This is a genomic window from Phenylobacterium sp., from assembly GCF_044372605.1.
Classification (GTDB): Bacteria; Pseudomonadota; Alphaproteobacteria; order Caulobacterales; family Caulobacteraceae; genus Phenylobacterium.
On the sequence record NZ_JBILRO010000310.1, the window covers coordinates 1 to 3323 of the forward strand.

General features: G+C 66.9%; 2 protein-coding genes and 1 tRNA gene. 2 read left to right on the plus strand and 1 reads right to left on the minus strand.

The genetic code is table 11. The annotated features are described in order from the left end of the window. The first annotated feature begins 1 nt into the window (after window position 1). The gene (dnaJ, locus tag ACIQ42_RS17380; protein WP_397423487.1) at window positions 2–1129 is read left to right on the plus strand and encodes a molecular chaperone DnaJ; all 1128 of its coding nucleotides are present in this window, start codon (window positions 2–4) and stop codon (window positions 1127–1129) included. Between the two features lie 4 nt (window positions 1130–1133). On the opposite strand, the gene ACIQ42_RS17385 is transcribed toward dnaJ, so the two are convergent. Beyond that, window positions 1134–3050 carry a PQQ-binding-like beta-propeller repeat protein gene (locus ACIQ42_RS17385; RefSeq protein WP_397423488.1) on the minus strand — a complete coding sequence of 639 codons (1917 nt, stop codon included), beginning with the start codon at window positions 3048–3050 and terminating at the stop codon, window positions 1134–1136. 150 nt (window positions 3051–3200) lie between these two features. Between ACIQ42_RS17385 and ACIQ42_RS17390 the strand changes: the two genes are divergently transcribed. Next, window positions 3201–3277: transfer RNA gene (locus tag ACIQ42_RS17390), tRNA-Arg, on the plus strand. The last annotated feature ends 46 nt before the right edge of the window (window positions 3278–3323 follow it).

A 3323-nucleotide genomic window follows, 5' to 3' on the forward strand; every position in this document is an offset into this window, starting at 1 on the left:
CATCCTGGGCGTCGATCGTGGCTGTGACGCCGCCGGGCTCAAGGCGGCCTTCCGCAAGATGGCCATGGAACACCACCCTGACCGCAACGGCGGCAGCGAGGAAGCCGAAGGCCGCTTCAAGGAAATCAACGAAGCCTATTCCATCCTGTCTGACCCCCAGAAGCGCGCCGCTTACGACCGGTTCGGCCATGCAGGGGTGAACGGCCAGGGCGGTGGTGGCGGCGGTCAGTTTCACGACGTGCACGACATCTTCAACGAGGTGTTCGGCGACATCTTCGGAAGTCGCGGCGGCGGCCGTCAGCGTAGCGGTCCGGCGCGCGGCGCGGACCTGCGCTATGACATGGAGATCAGCCTCGAGCAGGCCTACGCTGGCGCCGAGGTCGAGATATCAGTCCCGGCAACACTCACCTGCGAGACCTGCGAGGGTTCAGGCGCCAAGCCGGGCACCAGCCCCACCCAATGCACCACCTGCAACGGCCAGGGCCGTGTGCGCGCCAGCCAGGGCTTCTTCTCCATCGAGCGCAGCTGCCCGCGATGCGGCGGCGCCGGGCAGATGGTCACCGACCCCTGCACCCAATGCCGCGGCCACGGCCAGGTCCGCACGCAGCGGACCCTGGCGGTACGGATTCCGGCGGGTGTCGACGACGGCGCGCGGATCCGGCTGGCGGGGGAGGGCGATGCCGGTCAGCGCGGCGGCCCGCGGGGTGATCTCTACATCTTCCTGTCCGTCCAGCCTCACGAGCTGTTCGAGCGCGACGGACTGGACCTCCTGTGCACCGTGCCGGTGCCGATGGCTACGGCGGCGCTGGGCGGTGATCTCGACGCCCCCTGCCTCATGGGCGGCGAAGACTGCGACGGCGAATGCAAGATTACGGTCAAGGTGCCCGAGGGCGCCCAGACCGGCCGAACATTGCGCGTCAAGGGACGCGGCATGCCCTCCCTGCGGTCCCGCGAGCGGGGCGATCTCGTGGTGGAGCTCTACGTCGAGACGCCCACACGGCTTACCGCGCGCCAGAAGGAACTGCTGCGTGAACTGGCCGGGCTGTGCGGCGACCAGCAGCACCCGAAGTCTGCAGGATTCACCGGCAAGGCCAAGCGCTTCTGGGAAGACATCACGGGCGCCGGCTGACCCGTCACCTCTTCGGTCGGAACGCCACCAGTACATTGCCCCCGGCCTGCCCGAACGAAGCGTAGCCTGATCCCACGAACACCATCCCGTCCCCGGCGAAGGGCCCGGCGGCGTCAATCGTACCGCCGTTACCCTTGATCTTGTTCACAGTCTCGAACGGCACAGCCGTGTCGTGGGTCGCCAGAAGCTTGCCGGTTCTGGCGTCGAACACATAGAGCCGACCGTCCAGCCCGCCGACGATCACCGCGCCATCCACTACCACCGGCGGCGCCGACAGCCCGAACTTTCCGGCGCAGATGGGCACGCGCGCCTGGCGGCCGCCCGCGCAATCGGCCGAGGCCTTCCAGGACCAGGCGACCTTGCCGCTGGCGATATCCACGGCATAGAGACCCGCTGCGTTCAGCGGTTCGGGGACATTGGGGTCAGCGATGGGCGCGAACACCCGCGCACCGTCCGTCGCGATACCCCAGTGCACCCCACCCAGCGGCGAGCCCTTGCCAAACTGGTGGCGCCAGACCGGCTTGCCATTGGCTGAGTCTAGAGCCCAGACATCGCCTGATTTCTGGCCGCCGAGAATCAGGGTTCTGCCCTTTCCACGCCAGATCACCGGGCCGCCGCCAAAGTCGTGATCCAGCAGCACGCTGCCTTCGCCGGCGAAGAAACAGTTCGGCCCGGGCGGGCGCGCGCTGCCTCCGGCCTGGCCAATCGGGCAGGACATGTTCCACACGTCGTTGGCCAGCGCCTGGAATACCCACTTCTGCTTTCCCGTCGCCAGATCGATCGCGATGATGGAATTGCTGGTGCCGGTGGCCGGCGGCGAGGTGTTCTCCCCCGTCGATACATAGGCCACGCCCGCTTTCAGATCGACTGACGGGCTGGACCAGATTGGTGCGCCGGACGGGCCGAACATGTCGATGCCTACGGAGTTCTTGCGGCCCAGCGGCTTGGCGTCCTCCATGGTGCGCCAGGTCCAAAGAACCTTGCCGGTGGCCGCGTCGACCGCGGAGAGCGCGCCGTGCGACTTGCAGCAGGGGTGCGTGGGTCGCATGGCTGCGGCGACGTCACCCGCCGAGATCGGGACCAGAATCTTGTCGCCCGCAAACAATGGCGTGCCAGACAGTGGCGTCGTCTTGTCATGGCGCGGATCGGCCCGCCAAACGACCTTGCCGGTCGCTGCATCAAAGGCCGTGAGATTACCGGACGCATCGCCACCGACCAGGGCCATCGGGCCTCCTTGCCCCAACGGCCCGTAGGTCAGACTTGCCCGGATGCCGGCTGGCGTGGCCGTCGCCCACTTCACACAGCCGGTCTTTGTGTCGAGCGCCAGCAGATAGCCGGCCTGGCTGGCCGGATAGAAGAGGGTGGAGCCAACAATCACGCCCTGGCCGCGTAGACCGGAGGTCCTCGGCATGGCGAAAGCCCAGGCGACTTCCAGGTTGGCGGCCTGCGCTGTAGTGAGCCCCGCCTGCGCGGCAGTCATACGGCGGCTGTTGTCAGTGTCGACGCCGAAGCCGACCTGGGCCGGTTTACTAGACAGATCTACACCGCGCTTGTCTGTAGCGCACATGTTGTCGTCTATCCATCCGGTGCCTGCGGGCGCTTCCGGCGGCGCCAGATAGGCCGCCACATCGCGGATCTGCCGGCGGTCCATCCCGTCGCCAATGGGTTTCATGACCCCGGTCGTGAGGGCGGCCACGATCACCTGGGCGTTCATCTTGCGCAGTGACGCCACGGGCGCGGCGCGGTCTCCGGGTGGCGGTGCGTTGTGGCAGGCTGCGCAGAACTGATCATAGACCAGCTTTCCCGGGTGCGGCGCCTCGTCGGTCGCCTGCGCCTGGGCCAGGTTTCCGACCGCAAGACCTGCAAACGCCACGGCCGCCGCGGTGATCCCGCCCAGTGTGATCTGCTTCCAGACGCGCATCGATTTCCCCCGGCCTTCCCGGCTCTCAACGCCGGTGTGATGTTCCCAAATCTAAGTCAGGTGCGTCAGCTCCGGATTGCCCGCCTGAAATCCGATCACCGCGTTTGCGGCCCCGCGTCCTTTCAGCTAGACACACGATCCGCTCAGGATGCACCCGTAGCTCAGCTGGATAGAGCGTTGCCCTCCGAAGGCAAAGGTCACACGTTCGAATCGTGTCGGGTGCGCCAGCAGGCGGTCTAAAAATCAATGCCTTAGCAGCAATGCGCTGTAGTT

Excerpts from the sequence above, each read along its gene's own strand:
- ACIQ42_RS17385 (WP_397423488.1), bottom strand. The coding sequence starts at position 3,050 with ATGCGCGTCTGGAAGCAGATCACACTGGGCGGGATCACCGCGGCGGCC.